The sequence below is a fragment of the Roseovarius sp. PS-C2 genome, from assembly GCF_018862045.1.
In the GTDB taxonomy this organism is placed as follows: Bacteria; Pseudomonadota; Alphaproteobacteria; order Rhodobacterales; family Rhodobacteraceae; genus Roseovarius.
In genome coordinates this window covers 96495-110814 of sequence record NZ_JAHKSQ010000007.1, presented here as the reverse complement: position 1 = coordinate 110814, position 14320 = coordinate 96495, and the positions used below count along the sequence as shown (strand labels likewise).

16 protein-coding genes are annotated in these 14320 nt (G+C 61.8%); 2 read left to right on the top strand and 14 right to left on the bottom strand.

The features are described from left to right. Nucleotides 1-22: 22 nt before the first annotated feature. Nucleotides 23-415: a diacylglycerol kinase gene (locus KPG71_RS14560; protein WP_216338726.1), complete on the bottom strand. Its 393-nt coding sequence runs from the start codon at nt 413-415 to the stop codon at nt 23-25. Between the two features lie 230 nt (nt 416-645). Between KPG71_RS14560 and KPG71_RS19780 the strand changes: the two genes are divergently transcribed. Beyond that, on the top strand, nt 646-780 hold the full coding sequence (locus KPG71_RS19780; protein ID WP_301182903.1) for a hypothetical protein: 135 nt from the start codon (nt 646-648) through the stop codon (nt 778-780). Between the two features lie 94 nt (nt 781-874). On the opposite strand, the gene KPG71_RS14555 is transcribed toward KPG71_RS19780, so the two are convergent. The 9 genes from KPG71_RS14555 to yajC form a co-directional block, all read right to left on the bottom strand. Continuing rightward, nucleotides 875-1408, bottom strand: a complete 534-nt coding sequence (locus KPG71_RS14555) for a DsbE family thiol:disulfide interchange protein (RefSeq protein ID WP_216338725.1) — start codon at nt 1406-1408, stop codon at nt 875-877. After that, nucleotides 1401-1559, bottom strand: a complete 159-nt coding sequence (ccmD, locus tag KPG71_RS14550; RefSeq protein ID WP_216338724.1) for a heme exporter protein CcmD — start codon at nt 1557-1559, stop codon at nt 1401-1403. The genes KPG71_RS14555 and ccmD overlap by 8 nt, the downstream gene beginning before the upstream one ends. Beyond that, the gene (locus KPG71_RS14545; protein ID WP_216338723.1) at nt 1556-2293 is read right to left on the bottom strand and encodes a heme ABC transporter permease; all 738 of its coding nucleotides are present in this window, start codon (nt 2291-2293) and stop codon (nt 1556-1558) included. Before KPG71_RS14545 ends, ccmD begins: the two co-directional genes overlap by 4 nt. A 16-nt stretch (nt 2294-2309) precedes the next feature. Beyond that, a complete protein-coding gene (gene ccmB, locus KPG71_RS14540; RefSeq protein WP_216338722.1) occupies nt 2310-2966 on the bottom strand; it encodes a heme exporter protein CcmB in 657 nt (218 codons plus the stop codon). Beyond that, nucleotides 2963-3580, bottom strand: a complete 618-nt coding sequence (gene ccmA, locus KPG71_RS14535; protein ID WP_216338721.1) for a heme ABC exporter ATP-binding protein CcmA — start codon at nt 3578-3580, stop codon at nt 2963-2965. The genes ccmB and ccmA overlap by 4 nt, the downstream gene beginning before the upstream one ends. A 64-nt stretch (nt 3581-3644) precedes the next feature. Then, nucleotides 3645-3998: an Mth938-like domain-containing protein gene (locus KPG71_RS14530; RefSeq protein WP_216338720.1), complete on the bottom strand. Its 354-nt coding sequence runs from the start codon at nt 3996-3998 to the stop codon at nt 3645-3647. Between the two features lies 1 nt (nt 3999). After that, the gene (locus KPG71_RS14525; RefSeq protein WP_216338719.1) at nt 4000-4761 is read right to left on the bottom strand and encodes a sulfite exporter TauE/SafE family protein; all 762 of its coding nucleotides are present in this window, start codon (nt 4759-4761) and stop codon (nt 4000-4002) included. Then, a complete protein-coding gene (gene secD, locus KPG71_RS14520) occupies nt 4754-7387 on the bottom strand; it encodes a protein translocase subunit SecD (RefSeq protein WP_216338718.1) in 2634 nt (877 codons plus the stop codon). The genes KPG71_RS14525 and secD overlap by 8 nt, the downstream gene beginning before the upstream one ends. A 52-nt stretch (nt 7388-7439) precedes the next feature. Continuing rightward, nucleotides 7440-7721, bottom strand: coding sequence for a preprotein translocase subunit YajC (gene yajC / locus KPG71_RS14515; protein WP_216338824.1), 282 nt, complete (start codon nt 7719-7721; stop codon nt 7440-7442). Nucleotides 7722-7964: 243 nt separating this feature from the next. On the opposite strand from yajC, the gene serS reads away from it, so the two are divergent. Then, nucleotides 7965-9257 carry a serine--tRNA ligase gene (gene serS, locus KPG71_RS14510; RefSeq protein WP_216338717.1) on the top strand — a complete coding sequence of 431 codons (1293 nt, stop codon included), beginning with the start codon at nt 7965-7967 and terminating at the stop codon, nt 9255-9257. A 139-nt stretch (nt 9258-9396) separates the two neighbouring features. Here the strand turns inward: serS and KPG71_RS14505 are convergent, their stop codons facing one another. From KPG71_RS14505 to KPG71_RS14490, 4 genes are all read right to left on the bottom strand, one after another. After that, nucleotides 9397-10386 (bottom strand): fatty acid desaturase, encoded by a 990-nt coding sequence (locus KPG71_RS14505; protein WP_216338716.1) that lies wholly within the window; start codon nt 10384-10386, stop codon nt 9397-9399. 232 nt (nt 10387-10618) lie between these two features. After that, nucleotides 10619-12091 (bottom strand): ribosome biogenesis GTPase Der, encoded by a 1473-nt coding sequence (gene der, locus KPG71_RS14500; RefSeq protein ID WP_216338715.1) that lies wholly within the window; start codon nt 12089-12091, stop codon nt 10619-10621. 49 nt (nt 12092-12140) lie between these two features. Then, nucleotides 12141-13469, bottom strand: coding sequence for a PQQ-like beta-propeller repeat protein (locus tag KPG71_RS14495; protein ID WP_253196284.1), 1329 nt, complete (start codon nt 13467-13469; stop codon nt 12141-12143). Between the two features lie 60 nt (nt 13470-13529). Then, on the bottom strand, nt 13530-14195 hold the full coding sequence (locus KPG71_RS14490) for a tetratricopeptide repeat protein (protein ID WP_216338714.1): 666 nt from the start codon (nt 14193-14195) through the stop codon (nt 13530-13532). Between the last annotated feature and the right edge of the window lie 125 nt (nt 14196-14320).

Here is a 14320-nt window from a genome sequence, read left to right as displayed (position 1 = left end):
CTCAGCAACAGCCCTCACCACCCTACCCCGCAAATCTGTCCCAAAGCGCCGCCAGCCAGATCAGCCCCGCCGCAATCGTGGCCAGCAAAACCGCCAGCGACCCCAGGTCCTTGGCGATGCGTGACAACTCATGCCTCTCGGCGCCGATCCGGTCCACCACTGTCTCGATGGCACTGTTCAGGATTTCCACGATCAGAACGAACAGCACCGACACCACCAGCGCCGCACGGGTCAGCATCGTCTCCCCCAGCCAGATCGCCACCGGCAGCGACAGCACAAGCACGACCACCTCGATGCGAAACGCCTCTTCCGCCCGCCAGATATCGCCAAAGCCCGCCACGGAATTGCGATACGCCGCGCGCAGCCGTGCAATCCCTCTCAGGCCGTGGCCCTTCACATTCGGCCCCTGCTCCATCTGTGCACCTCACCAATCGCCTTGCCTCGTCCCCGCACCCTAGCCAGCCCCGCAAACCCTGTCGAGCAAACGCACCCGCCCCGTGATCCGCTCTCGCCCGCGGGGAAAAGGCGGCATTCTGCCCATCGCGCGCCTGTGATGCCAGTTCCGCAGGTCTCCCCCTTTCATCCGCCCATCAATCCCCCAAATGGGTTTCAAAACGAATAATCGGGCAAACGATGAGGTAACCAATGCAGGCGGTCGTAATTCTGATTCAGGCAGGGATTCTCACCCTGATGGCGGTGATCGGCGCTCAGGGCGACAGCGAAAGCAACCGGCCCTGCCCCAGCCTCACCCCCAATGCCGAGGTCGAGTGCAGCTTCTGACTGTGGGCGATGCGTCCATGATGGACGCAAACCTTCGGAATCCTGCCGGATTTCGTACAAAACCCGCGTACACATCGTACAAAACGTACGAAACTCAGCGCGCCTTTTCGATGGCGGGCAGGATCTGGTTCTGCATCGCCCGCTCGGTGATCGGACCGGCAAAGCGCAGCAGGATTTGCCCGTTCCCGTCGATCACATAGGTCTCGGGCACCCCGTAGACCCCCCAGTTCAACGCCATGCGCCCGGCCTCGTCCGCTCCGATGGCGGCATAGGGATCGCCAAGATCGTTGAGGAATTTCAAGGCGTTACCGGGCTTGTCCTTGTAATTCACCCCATAGATCGTGATGCCCTGCTGTGTCAGTTTTTCAAGATTGGGATGCTCCACCCGGCACGGCGCGCACCAACTGGCCCAGAAGTTCACCAGCTTCACACCTTCGCCGCGCAAGTCACTGTCCTTGAACGGTTTTTTATCCCCCAACGGCGTCACCTCCACCGCCGGCGCCGCCCGACCCTCCAATGTCGAGGGCAGCTCGTTCGGATTCTCGCGTTGCAACCCGACAAAGGCCAACACCGTGAATCCGGCCACGATCACCAGCGGAGCAGCCATGAGAGGCGATAGTTTAGCCATTGCGTTTCACTTTCGATTCAACGTCTTCCAGTTGTTTCTTCACGCGTTTCGCGCGCCGCAAACTCATCCAGACCAGCACCGCCAGCAAGGCAATCGACACCGCATAGGACGACAAAACCGCCTCGGCATATTTCCCCAGATCAGGCATCATCCCATCCGCTCCCGCGCCAACAGCGCCCGCATCCGCCGCGCCCGAATTTCAGTACGCGTCCGCAACAGAACCAAGGCTATGAAAAGTAACACAAATCCGGCGATACAAACCAGCAGCGGATACCAGAAAACATCGGCCACGTTCTCTTCCTGATCAAGGCTCAGCGACGCCCCCTGATGCAATCCCTGGTTCCAGAAGTTCACCGCATACCGGCTGAGCAGCGCAAACACCGACCCGACAAGGCACAAAATGCTGGTCAGGTCTGCTGCGGTATCGTCATTCTCGATGGCCTCCCACAGGGCCATGTACCCGAGATAAAACAGAAAAAGGATCAGGAACGATGTCAGGCGCGGGTCCCACGCCCACCATGTTCCCCACATCGGCTGCCCCCAGATCGCCCCCGTGGCCAGCGCAATCAGAGTCATCACCGCCCCCACAGGCGCCGCCGCCCTTGCCGCCAAGGCACTGACATGATGCCGCCGCACGATCCACACCAGCGAGGTCACCAGCATCATCAGCCACACATTGATCGCCATCAACGCACTCGGCACATGCAGATAGATGATCTTGACCGTCGATCCCTGCCGGTAATCTTCGGGTGTGAAGAAAAAGCCCCAGATCAGTCCGACCACCAATGAAACAACGGCCAAAACCGACACCCAGGGCAACACCTTGTCGGTCGTCTGGATGAATTTCTTGGGGTTGGCATAGGCCCAGAGTGCGTTCAGGTTCATTCCGTATCCCATATGCTTAGCGCAGGTTGACCTTCAATACCGCAGCCGAGGCAAAAGGCAAAAGCGCGATGGTGCCGCAGGTGATGCCCGCCAGCATCAAAAGCGGCGTCGTATAATCCAGCCCATCGACCCCACGCCGAGCCATCTCGGCGCCAAAAATCAATATGGGCACGTAAAGCGGCAGCACAAGCAGGCTCAGCAAAAGCCCCCCGCGCTTCAGCCCCACCGTCAACGCCGCCCCGAAGGTGCCAATCACGCTCAGCGCGGGCGTTCCCAGAAGCAGCGAGATAATAAGCGGTTTGTACCCCGCCTCGGGCAGGCTCAGCAGCAGGCCGAAAACCGGCGCGGCCAGCACCAGCGGCAGGCCGGTGGTCAACCAGTGGGCCAATGCCTTGATGCTGACGATGGCCTCCATCGGCAGGGGGGCGGTGGCCAGCAGGTCGAGGCTGCCGTCCTCCCAGTCCAGCGCAAGGATGCGATCCAGCGACAACAGGCAGGACAGCAAGGCCCCCAACCAAAGGATGCCCGCCGCGATCCGCGCCAACAGGTCGCTTTGTGGCCCCACGCCAAACGGCACCAAGGTGACGACGATCAGGAAAAACGCCAGCCCGAGACCAAACCCCCCGCCCGCCCGGATCGCCAGGCGCAAGTCACGGATCAACAGAGCGATCACAGAAACGCCTCATCGAAATCATCGGCCTCAGCCGGTTTGGCACGGTACGGACCGACCTCCAGCACCTCGGCCTCGGGCAGGCCAAGGTCGATATGGGTGGCGATCAGGGCCGAACCACCGCCACGCAAGTGCCTCCGCACGGCTTCGGCAAACATGGCCACTGCCTCGGCGTCCAGCGATACTGTGGGTTCGTCAAGCACCCAGACAGGACGGCCCGTTACCAACAGCCGCGCCAATCCGAGCCGGCGCTTTTGCCCCGCCGAAAGGCCGCCTGCGGGCCGGGTGGTCAGCCGGTCCAGTTGAAAGGCTTCGATAGCGGCGGAAATATCCCTGTTACCAAAGACTTGCGCCCAGAACTCGAGGTTTTCCGCCACGCTCAGCGTTGCCTTGATCCCATCGGAATGCCCGGCATAGACTAGGCTTTCCGGTGCGGCCTCGATCCGGCCCGAGACCGGCGGCTGCAACCCGGCCACCGTGCGCAGAAGAGTTGTTTTACCGATACCGTTCGGCCCGCGCAGCACAATGGCGCAGCCGGGTTCAAGCGCAAAGGAAATCCCTTCGAGCACCTTGATCCCGCCGCGCGCAATCGTCAGGTCTGACACATTCAATCCCATGAAACTGTCCCTACCCCAAAGCCGCCGGCGCTGTAAGTGACCTCGATCAAACCGGATTGGAATTTCATACGGGCAGAAGGGCCGCCGCCACGCGCCGCCCTTCGGAAAGCAGCACGTTGAAGGTCCGGCAGGCGGCGGGGGAATGCATCACCTCGACGCCCAGGCCTGCCTCTTCCAGCGTGTTGCGCAATGCCGTCGGGATATGCGCGGTCTCGGCCCCGGTGCCGATGAACAGCACGTCGGCCTGCTCTGCCAGCTCCAGTAACGGCGCGGTATCCTCATATCCGCTCCATCCGCGTGCCTGGCTGGCCGTGACCAGAACGGCACCCTCGAACACCTCGCCGCCGATCCGGAAAAAACCCGGCCCGTAACCGTCGATCGGCGTGGCCTCGGCAAAATTCACCTCGTGCATCTGCATGTCAATTCCCCGGCGTCCAGATCGGCAGCCCTGTCAAAACGGCCACTCCGATCACCCCATACGCGGCCCATCGGTACAACCGCTCGTGGCGCGGGTCAAACATCGACTGGCCGATCAGGGTGGTGATGAAATAGGGCACCGCAAGCGTCATGGCCAGTAAAACGGTATTCAGCGCCACCGTCCCGCGCCACAGCAGGTTGCCGACGATCACCACGTCCAGAATGGCAAGAAACAGGATGGTATTGGCCCGCACCGATTGCGCTGTGGACTGTCCTGCAAGGTAGAACAGGATCACCACCGGCCCGGTCAGCCCCGTCAATCCGCCGATCACACCGGCCAGCGCCCCAATCACGCCAAGACCCGGCTTCGAGACCTGACCCGAGAACCGCCAGCCCGCAACAAGGGCCAACAAGGTTGTCGCCGCCACCCCGGCCACGATCCATCGCACGGTATCCGTTGGCAGCCTGTCCATCAGCCACAGCCCTGCGGGAACGGTGATCAGCGCCGCCAGGGCCAGCACCCCGACCTCGCGCCGATGCGCCTGCCCCCATGCGCGCGGCAGCAAAGCCGCCGTACTGGCCACCCCTGTCAGGGTGATCACCCCGATCACGATGGCCGGAGGCAGGAAAATTCCCGCCACCGGAACGAAAATCAACGCTGTTCCAAAGCCTGTGAACCCGCGCACGATGCCCGCGATGCCGATGGCGACCACCAGCCAGATCAAGCCCGGAGTGGCCCAGGCCTGAAACAGCGTATCAGGCATCCACGTTGGCGAACTGGTTGCCCTTGTTCGCGTCGGGCTTGGACCAATCCCGCTTGACCCCCAGCCAGAGCAGCACCGTGCTGGCCACGAAGACCGACGAGTAGGTCCCGACAATAACGCCCCAGATCATCGCAAAGACAAAGCCACGGATCACGTCCCCGCCAAGCGCGAACAACGCCAGCAACGCCAGCAACGTGGTGACCGAGGTCATCATCGTCCGCGACAACGTTTCGTTGATCGACATGTTCAGAATTTCTTTGAGGGGCTTTTTCTTGTATTTCCGCAGGTTTTCGCGAACCCGGTCGAAAACGACCACCGTATCGTTCAGAGAATAGCCCACGATGGTCAGCAGCGCGGCGATAATGGCCAGGTCAAACTGAATTTGCAGCTCGGAGAAAATACCGATGGTCAGCACGACATCATGCACCAATGCCGCCACGGCGCCCAACGCGAACTGCCATTCGAAGCGCAGCCAGATATAGATCAGCACCGCCGCGATGGCGAGCCCGACCGCGATCATCGCGGTCTGGATCAACTCGCCAGACACCTTGGGGCCGACGCTTTCGACCGACGTGAATTTCAGGTCCGGCGCGACGGCTTGCAACGCGGTTTCGACCTGCGCGATAACATCGGCGGACACGCTTTCCTGATCGTCCTGCGCCTGAATGCGGATCATCGCCACATTCTGATCCTCGGCAAAGGTCGGATCGAACACCTCGGTGATCGTGATGTCACCCAGTTGCAGAGGCTGGATCGCATCGCGATACGCCCCGATATCGACAGGTTGGACGGCTTCGGTCCGAATGGTCGTACCACCCCGGAAATCAATACCATAGTTCAACCCTTGCGCCAGGAACGACCCGGCGGCGACGACGATCAGAACCGCGGAAAGTCCAAGCGACATCTTCCAGCGGCGGAAGAAATCCCACTTGGTTTCCTTGGGGACAAGGCGCAATGCACGCCCTTCAAGCACCGTTTTCGGGCGCTTGCGCTCGAACCACATGACAACGATCAGGCGCGTCAGGAAGATTGCGGTGAAAACCGAGGTGATGATCCCCAACCCCAGGGTAATGGCGAAGCCGCGCACCGGCCCCGACCCCATGGCATACAGAATCACCGCCGTGATGAAGGTGGTGATATTGGCATCGGTGATCGCGCTCAATGCCTTTTCATAGCCCAGTTCGATCGCCCGCGCCGGGCCCTTGGCCGTCTTCATTTCTTCACGGATACGTTCGAACACCAGCACGTTGGCATCCACCGCCATCCCGATGGTCAGCACGATCCCGGCGATCCCCGGCAAAGTCAGCGTCGCGCCGATCATGCTGAGCAACCCGAAGATCAGCCCGACATTCACGATCAACGCGATATTGGCGAAAACGCCGAACGTGCCATAGCTGGCCACCATAAAGACAAGGACCAGAACGAAGGCCACGATACAGGCGATCTTGCCCGCTTCGATGCTGTCCGCCCCCAGTTCAGGCCCGATGGTCCGTTCTTCGAGGAAATCGAGCCCTGCCGGCAGCGCCCCTGCCCGCAGCAAAACAGCCAGTTGGGTGCTTTCCTCGACCGTGAAATTGCCGGTGATGATACCGGAGCCGCCGGGGATATGGCTTTGGATCACGGGCGCGCTGATCACTTCTCCATCCAGAACGATGGCAAAGGGGCTGCCGATATTCTCCGCCGTATAATCCCCGAACTTGCGCGCGCCATGCGGGTCGAACCGGAAAGAAACGGCCGGGCGGCCATTCTGATCGAAATCGGGCTGCGCATCCACCAATTCATCGCCCGTGACCACAGGAGCGCGTTCAAGGATGTAAAACAGCCCTTCCTGATCAAGCGCCGGAAGCACCTCGTTGCCCGCGCCGGGCGACTCGTTCTCGTTCTGGGAGCGGCCTACCACTGGCTGGAACGTCAACTGCGCCGTCGTGCCGATGATCTCTTTCAACTCCGCCGCACTGCCCACGCCGGGCACCTGGATCAGGATACGGTCAGCGCCCTGCCGCTGAATGGTGGGTTCACGCGTGCCGACCTCGTCGATACGGCGACGGATGATTTCCAACGCCTGACGCACGGTGCGCTCATCCGTGGCGCGCTGTTCGGCCTCGCTCAGCCGGACGACGATCTGATCGCCCTCGGCAGACACCTCGATATCGCTGGCCCCCGCGCCGGTCAGGCTGGTGACCGGACGCGCCAGACCGCGCACGAGGCTGGCAGCGTATTCTGCTTCTTCCGGCTTTTCGACCAGACGCACACGAAGCTCTGCGTTTTCAGTGGGTTGCAGACGGATCGGGCCGACGCGATCACGTTCCTCACGCAACAAGTCGCGCACCTCGGGCCACATGCTTTCGATCCGGGACTGATAGACATCCTCGACCTGCACTTCGGCCAGCAAATGCGCCCCGCCACGCAAATCCAAGCCCAGATTGACCAGCCCCGAGGGCAGCCAGCCCGGCCATTGCCCTGCGGCTTCGGTCAGTTGCGCCGACTGCGCACCAGTCTCGAGCGCCTTGACAGCGTCGTTATGGGTTTCGACCCGGCTGTAAAAGGTGTTGGGCAGTGCCAGCAGAAGACCAAGGGCGACAATGCCCCAGATCGCGATGCGTTTCCACATGTCAATTTGCAGCATTATCCTGCCTTTTCAATATATTGCCGGGTCTTGTCAGAGCGGTCGGGCGAAATCAGCCTTCCGCCGGTTCGGTCTTGTTCAGCACTTGCGCGATGGTCGATTTGACAACCCGCACCTTCACGCCTTCGTTCAGTTCAACCTCGACCTCGTCGCCGTCCTTGACCTTGGAGACCTTGCCGATCAGCCCGCCCTGGGTGACCACCTGATCACCGCGGCGCAGGGCCTCGACCATGGCCTTATGGTCCTTGAGGCGTTTTTGCTGAGGGCGGATCAGCAGGAAATACATGATCGCGAAGATCAGAATGAGGGGAATGAACTGTCCGAAGGCTTCCATCTGGGTCTTGTCCTTTATCACAAGGGGCACCACGAGGCCCCGCCGAATTGGCCGGAACCTATGACCCGAGCAGACCATTTGCAAGGCGCTAACACCGTGTCTGTATCGCGTCGGTATGATGTCGGTATTTCGTCGGTGCGAAACACCGACATGCGACTTCGGCGCAAACCACCCTACACCTTGCAAAAAATCTGGTGCATAAGGCCTCGAAACGACCGCAACCAAGCGCCGAGGACGATTCTCATGCACGACATCCGCGCCATCCGTGAAAATCCCGCAGCTTTCGACGCCGCCATGGCGCGGCGGGGTGTGGAAAACGCCTCGGCTCCGATCCTCGAACTCGACGAGGCGCGGCGCGCCAAGATTCACGCTGCCGAAACCGCGCAATCCGACCAGAACAAGGCCAGCAAAGAGGTCGGCGCGGCCAAGGCCAAGGGCGATGAGGCCGAGTTCGAGCGCCTGCGCACCCTCGTTGGCGAGAAAAAGGCCGAGGTCGCCGCGATGCAGACCCAAGCCAAGGAGTTGGATCAGCAACTCACCGACCTGCTGATGGGCCTGCCCAATCTCCCGATGGACGACATTCCCGACGGTGAGGACGAGGACGACAATGTCGAAATCCATCGTTGGGGCAGCCCCGCCGAGTTCGACTTCACCCCCAAGGAGCACTTCGAGATCGAAGGCGTGAAACCGGGGATGGATTTCGAGGCCGCCGCGAAACTCAGCGGCTCGCGCTTTGTGGTGTTGTCGGGGGGCGTGGTGCGCATCCACCGGGCCTTGGCGCAGTTCATGCTGGACACCCATGTCGAGGAAAACGGTCTGCTGGAAACCTGGACCCCGGTTCTGGTGCGCGAAGACATGATGTACGGGACGGGGCAACTGCCCAAGTTCGGCGAAGACAGCTATCGGACCACCAATGGCTGGTGGCTGGTGCCCACGGCCGAGGTCACGCTGACCAATCTCGTGAACGGCGAAACGGTCGATGAATCCTATCTACCACGCCGCTATGCCGCCCATACGCAATGCTTCCGCTCGGAAGCGGGCAGCGCGGGCAAGGATACCTCGGGTATGTTGCGCCAGCACCAGTTCGAAAAGGTCGAAATGGTGTCGATCACCCATCCAGACCACTCGCGCGCCGAACTGGATCGCATGACCGGTTGCGCGCAGGGTATTATGGAAAAGCTGGGCCTGCCCTATCGCACCATCGTGCTGTGCACCGGCGACATGGGGTTTGGCGCGCGCCGCACCCATGATATCGAGGTCTGGCTGCCTGGCCAAAACACCTATCGCGAGATCAGCTCGGTTTCGGTCTGCGGCGATTTCCAGGCGCGACGCATGAACGCCCGGTTCAAACCTGAAGGCGGCGGCAAGCCGCAATTCGTGCATACGCTGAACGGGTCGGGGCTGGCCGTTGGTCGTTGCCTGATCGCGGTGCTGGAAAACGGCCAACAGGCCGATGGCTCGGTCAAACTGCCCGAGGCGCTGCATCCCTACCTGCGCGGCAAGACCGTTCTGCAAGCCGACGGCACGCTGGCCTGACCTCGCGCTCTTCTTCTTGCAGTTTCAAAGTATCTTCGGGGGTGAGGATCGTTTTCAGCCCCGAACGAGCGCCCCCCCCCTCTGACGGACCGCCAGCGACGACGGGGGCCGACGGCCCCCTTTCCGGTTTGACACAAAGTTATCCGGCGGGAACGGCACCCTGCCCTTCACCCTCGTGCGGGAATGGCACCAGCTTCTGGCAATCCTCGTCCCATAGCTTCAGCCGGAAACTGGCCAGCGCTTCGGGCCAGCGGATCACGTCATGGGTACGAAGCTCTTCGGGCATCTCTTTCTGGCAGCGGCGCAGCCGATAGGATGGGATACCGGGGTTAAAGTGGTGCAGGTCGTGATAGGCGATGTTGCCGGTGCCCAGATCCCACAACCAGCCTAGATCGAGCGAACTTGAGCCCTCCAGCGTCGCACGGCGAAAATCCAGATCGGGTTTGCGATCCCAATAGGTGTCTTCGAAATTGTGCTGGAGATAGACCAGAAACACGCCGATGGCCCCGGCCAACACTGCGCTTGCTCCAAGCACGATCAGGCCCGGCGCCCCAAGCGCCCGCCAGACCAGCCAGATATAGACAGCCAGGGCAATGTTGTGGGCGATCACGCCTCCGGTGCCGACCTTGAGCGTGTTGGCCGGCCAGCGATAGGCGATGAAATAGGCATAAATCCCACCAAGCCCCAGCATCAGCACCGGGTTGCGATACAGCCTATACCACAACCGCCGCCACCAAGACGCCGCCTGCCATTCGGCCAGTGTCATTGTATAGACTTCGGTGGTTTCACGGTGATCGAGATTGCCCAGATAGGCATGGTGCAGGTTATGATTGTGCTGCATGACCCGATAAGGTGTCAGTGAAAACACCGACAGGACATGGCCCGCCAGATCGTTCAGCCCTTTCGTGGCAAACAGCGCGTAATGTCCGCAATCATGCTGCAGCACGTAAAGCCGCACCGAAGCGAAGGCCAACAGCACGATCAGCGCGCAAACCAAGGCCCATCGGTCAACAGAGTCCGCCGCCAGCGTCAGCGCCCCACCATAAACGCCCAATGTGGCCAGCAGGGACAGTCCGCCCAGAGTATCGCTTTTGCCCGTATAAGCACGGGTGAATTCCCGAATCGTCATGACGCCATCTCACGTTGTGCGTGTGTATCGTGACCGAAACCATTTGAGCCGGACAATAATCCTTGCTGTAAAATTGGTGCGACACCGTGCCGGTCATGGCGAAAAAAACGGCTCATACGGCATTGCGCGGTGCGCCGACTATAGCACACCAGACGCATGAAACGCGGAAAACCCATACCGGCCATGCCGGTGTGGTTAGCGGAATTCCGAATTCCACCCTGTCAGAGCAGTGCTATTTCGGAGGATTGCCCTTGCCGTGGATATGTTTGCGCAGCCGCGAGGGCGTTGATTTCTTCTTGCTCTTGTAGGGGTTCTTGTCGGATTGCGAGCGCATATGCAGCCGGATCGGAGTGCCGGGCATATCGAAATCCTCACGCAACCCGTTGATCAGGTAGCGCGAATAGCTGTCCGGCAGCTTGTCGGGATGCGAGCACATGACCACGAAATGCGGCGGGCGCGTCTTGGCCTGTGTCATGTAGCGCAGCTTGATCCGCCGCCCGCCCGGTGCGGGGGGTGGGTGCGCCTCGACCATGCCGGCCAGCCAGCGGTTGAGCTGCGCGGTGGTCACGCGGCGGTTCCAGACATCATAGGCTTTTTCGACAGCCGCTTTCAGGCGGTCCAGCCCCTTGCCCGTTTTGGCCGATACGGTGACCAACGGCGCGCCGCGCAATTGCGGCAAAAGACGCTCGAACGCCTCGCGCAGATCGCGCAGTTTTTGCTGCTTTTGGTCCTCGATGTCCCATTTGTTCACGGCAACGACCACGGCACGCCCCTCGCGCTCGGCCAGGTCGGCGATACGCAGGTCTTGTTGCTCGAACGGAATCGCAGCATCCAGCAGGACCACGACAACCTCGGCGAATTTCACCGCGCGCAGACCATCCGAGACCGACAGCTTTTCCACCTTGTCCTGCACGCGCGACTTCTTGCGCATTCCGGCAGTGTCGAAAATTCGCACCGGCAGGCCATCCCAGTCGAGTTGCAGGGAAATGGCATCGCGGGTGATTCCGGCCTCGGGGCCGGTCAGAAGGCGATCTTCGCCCAGAATGCAGTTGATCAGCGTGGATTTGCCCGCATTGGGGCGGCCCACCACGGCTACTTGCATCGGGCGCTCGGGTGTCGGCTGACGCACGGCGTCGGGGTCTTCGGCCTCGCCCTCTTCATTCAGGATGACCTCGGTTTCCGGGGCCTCGGCAGCGGCGCGTTTCTCGAACTCATCCGCCAGGGGCATGAGGTGTGAATAAAGCTCGTTCATGCCCTCGCCATGTTCGGCGGACAGGCGGACAGGCTCACCCAGACCAAGACCGTAGGATTCATACACCCCGGCATCGGCGGCACTGCCCTCGGCCTTGTTTGCCGCAAGGATCACGTGGCGGGCCCGTTTACGCAGGATGTCGGCAAAAACCTCGTCCGTGGGTGTCACCCCGGCGCGGGCGTCGATCAGGAACAGGCAGATATCGGCCATGTCCACGGCCCGCTCGGTCAGCTTGCGCATCCGGCCCTGAAGAGATTCGTCGGTGGCTTCTTCCAGACCGGCCGTGTCGATCACGGTAAAACGCAGATCGCCAAGCCGCGCCTCGCCTTCGCGCAGGTCACGGGTGACGCCGGGTTGGTCATCGACCAAGGCCAGGCGTTTGCCGACAAGGCGATTGAACAGCGTGGACTTGCCCACGTTCGGGCGGCCCACGATGGCAAGGGTGAAACTCATCTTTCTGGCTCCGGAGCGGATCAAGCCGCCCTGTTACAGCATCGCGCGCTCAACGGAAAGCGTGCAATTCCCCTTTGCGCGACACGACATACAGTGTGCCCCCGGCCACGACCGGGTTGGTGGTGGCGCCTCCGGGCAGTTCGACGCGCCGGGTCAATTGGCCCGACACCGGATCGAAAAAGCGAAGGAATCCGTCGCCCGAAGCGATGATCAGGTTGCCACCTGCCAGAATCGGCCCGTGATGGGCGTAAATCTCGGCCTGTTTGCGCGGCTTGTCCTTGGTGAAAAACGGCAGTTTCGTGCCCCAGATCCGGCTGCCATCTTCGGAGGACAAGCGGATCAGTTCATTGCGATCCGACACCAGAAACACCGAATCACCCGCAGGCCAGACCGGGTTGAGCGAGCCTTCGTCGGAGGTCCACAAGCGTTCGCCATTGGCCAGACCGAGCGCCACCGTGCGCCCCGAATGGCTACCGACATAGACACGCTCGCCATCAATCATCGGATCGCCGGTGATGTCACCCACCCGCGCGGTCGCATATCCATCGCGCTGACCGGCCACCTGCGAATCCCACAAACGCAGACCGCCCTTGCGGAATGCGCCCTGCACCTCGCCCGAGCCAAAGGCAAACACGACATATTTTTCCGATACGGCCGGAGCAGGACCGCCCATCACGTTATGAATGTTGGGTGTGGCCGACAATTGCCAGCGGATGCGGCCCGTGTCGGTATCCAGGGCCCATGCGATCTCGTCGCCTGCCACCAGATAGACCAGGTCGCCGACAACGGTCGGATTGCCCGAGCCCGTGGCGCGCAGGTTCTGCTGCCATTTTTCGGCCCCTGTCGCGGCATCCAGTGCGGTCATCAGACCGAAACCGGAGGATACGTACAGCGTTCCATCTCCATATGCCAAACCGCCGCCCGTTGCGTCCTTGGCGGAATCGTTGGGCGGCACCAGATCATGCGTCCAGAGTTGCTCGCCATTGATTGACACGGCGCTGACGCGCGATTGGGCATCCAGCGTGAAGATACGCCCGTCGGCCACGACCGGATCGGCGGTGATACGCGTCCTGCGGCCATCGCCGGCCCCAATCGACGTGGACCACACCCGTTGCGGCGCGGCCGACAGAGCGGGATGCGCGGTGCGGGTGCCCGGCGTACTGGCGGCCTGCGGCCATGCCGGATTGTTACGTGTGGCGACCAGGGCGATAGGCTGGCTGTGGTCTTGCGTTGCGGCCTGTTCTTCATCCGGCGCCTGCGGCTGGGACAGGACATCCCGAAGCCCTTCCCGCTCACCCTGGAGGATCGCTTCTTCCTTCGAGCAGGCCGTCAGCGCCAAAGCCGCCGCAAGCCCCAGAATAATCCCGTTTGGTTTCAAAGCCGAAGCCCCCCAAGTTAACGCTTTCTACCAAGCCACCACAGGCCCGGTGGCGGCACCTTACCCGCCTTGTCCGGTGTCCGGCAACTCGCCCCCCAAGGCCACAATCACTTGTGTCGCCCGGCGACGCAAGCTCGCCGTTGCCTCGGCATCCTTTACGATAGCCGTCAGACGCTCCAGCGCTGCGGCGCTGTCACCCGTTTCAACGTCGATCATGGCCAGTTGTTCCTCGGCCAGAAGCCGCGTCAGCCCGTTGGCCATGGCGAGCCCCTGCAACCGGCTGCGACGCTCATCGACGCCGAGCCCCGACTCCGGCAAGGCGACGGCCTTGAGCGTTGCAATCTGGCGATAGACCGGGTCGATCGCCTCGCTATCGGCCAGCGACAACAACCGCGCCGCCGCCTCTTGCGGGCTACCGGCGGTTTGTTCGGCGGCGGTCAGCAGGTCCAGAACCCCTCCGGCGCCCTGATTGGGTGCGTCAATATCCGAAAGAGCGCTCGCGCGCGCCGCGCGGTCCCCGGCCTCGAGCGCCCCGAGAATGGCATCACCGAACGCCTCGGCCTGTGCACGATCCTGTGCCTTGCGCCATTCGTTCCAGGCGGTGCCGCCGACGATCAGGATGACCGCCAGAACCGCAATCCAGCCATAGCGCCGCATCAGCGCGAACAACCGGTCGCGGCGAACCTCTTCGGTGACCTCTTCGATGAAACTGTCTGTATCGCTCACGCTCGATATCCCCTGCGTTTGACCCTCCTCTTATCGCGTCGGCCCCTGCCTGCCAAGGGGCCGTTGTCATGTCACGCACCTGACCTTTAAAACAATATACGCCATGTTCACCCGCGTCTCGAAGC